This window comes from Marinilabilia rubra, from assembly GCF_003121985.1.
Taxonomy (GTDB): Bacteria; Bacteroidota; Bacteroidia; order Bacteroidales; family Marinilabiliaceae; genus Marinilabilia; species Marinilabilia rubra.
The window spans coordinates 1-1,040 of the sequence record NZ_QEWP01000058.1 but is presented as its reverse complement, the minus strand read 5'-3'; the positions used below and the strand labels follow the sequence as shown (position 1 = coordinate 1,040).

Below are 1,040 nucleotides of genomic sequence, written 5' to 3'. Positions count from 1 at the left end.
TAATGTGAATCAAGGGTTGAAAATATAATAAAAAAAGTATGGTAAATGCCTGAAAATCAGCGCAATAAATTTGTTTAAATCCCTGAAAACCAGTATCTTAGAGTTGTTTTCGAAGCGACTTTCAGATATGGTTTTCAAGGATAAGGATGACAATTTAATAAGAATATACGAATTAGTCTGTGGCTATTTTGAGGAATTACAATTTTACTGTGAACGGTTCAGTAATAACAAAGAGCCAGTTTTTACAGATCAAGAGGTTATGGCAATATACCTTTACGGAATCCAATATCAGGGATTCACAAAAATTAAACACATCCATAAGTTTGCATGTGATTATTTGTTGAATTGGTTCCCTAATATTGGTTCTTATCAGGCATTTAATAACCGGTTAAACCGGCTAGGAGGAGCATTTACAAGGTTATCAGAAATCCTGATAAAAGATTTCCAGCCAGATGACTGTTGCATAGATCAGAGCCTCTTGGATTCTATGCCTATTGTAACTTGTTCCGGCAAACGTACTGGAAAAGTTGCACGGGAAATAACTGATAAAGGTTACTGTTCCACCAAGGGGATGTACTATTATGGTATCAAATTGCACATGCTCGGGTTCCGAAGAAAAGGAACTCTTCCATTTCCTGAACAAATAATTTATACCCCAGCATCAGAAAATGATTTAAATGTCTATAAAACAGCTTGGTCAAACCTGTATAACCGCACATTTTTTGGAGATAAAATATACATGAATCACGACTTTAACAAACAAATGAAAATGGAATACAACTCTGAAATGTTAGCTCCCATCAAAGCTGTAAAAGGAATGGCAGAGGTTATTAAGCAAAGAATCAAAGCTGCAGATGATCTGTTTTCAACTGCTGTTTCCAGAGTGAGACAACCAATTGAGGCAATGTTTGCCTGGCTAATCGAAAAAACAGATATACAAAGGGCTAGCAAGGTTCGGTCGACAAAAGGATTGATAGTTCATGCCTTTGGTCGTTTATCTGCTGCTTTTTTAAACTATGCTTTCAACCCTTGATTCACAT

At 36.0% G+C, this 1,040-nt stretch carries 1 protein-coding gene; it reads left to right on the top strand.

Annotated features, from left to right (window positions below; genetic code table 11):
• The first annotated feature begins 259 nt into the window (after positions 1–259).
• A complete protein-coding gene (locus tag DDZ16_RS20580; RefSeq protein WP_198416778.1) occupies positions 260–1,033 on the top strand; it encodes a transposase in 774 nt (257 codons plus the stop codon).
• Positions 1,034–1,040: the final 7 nt, after the last annotated feature.

Bases quoted from the DNA above. Each gene is read 5' to 3' on its own strand.
- DDZ16_RS20580 (WP_198416778.1), top strand. From the start codon at position 260: ATGGCAATATACCTTTACGGAATCCAATATCAGGGATTCACAAAAATT.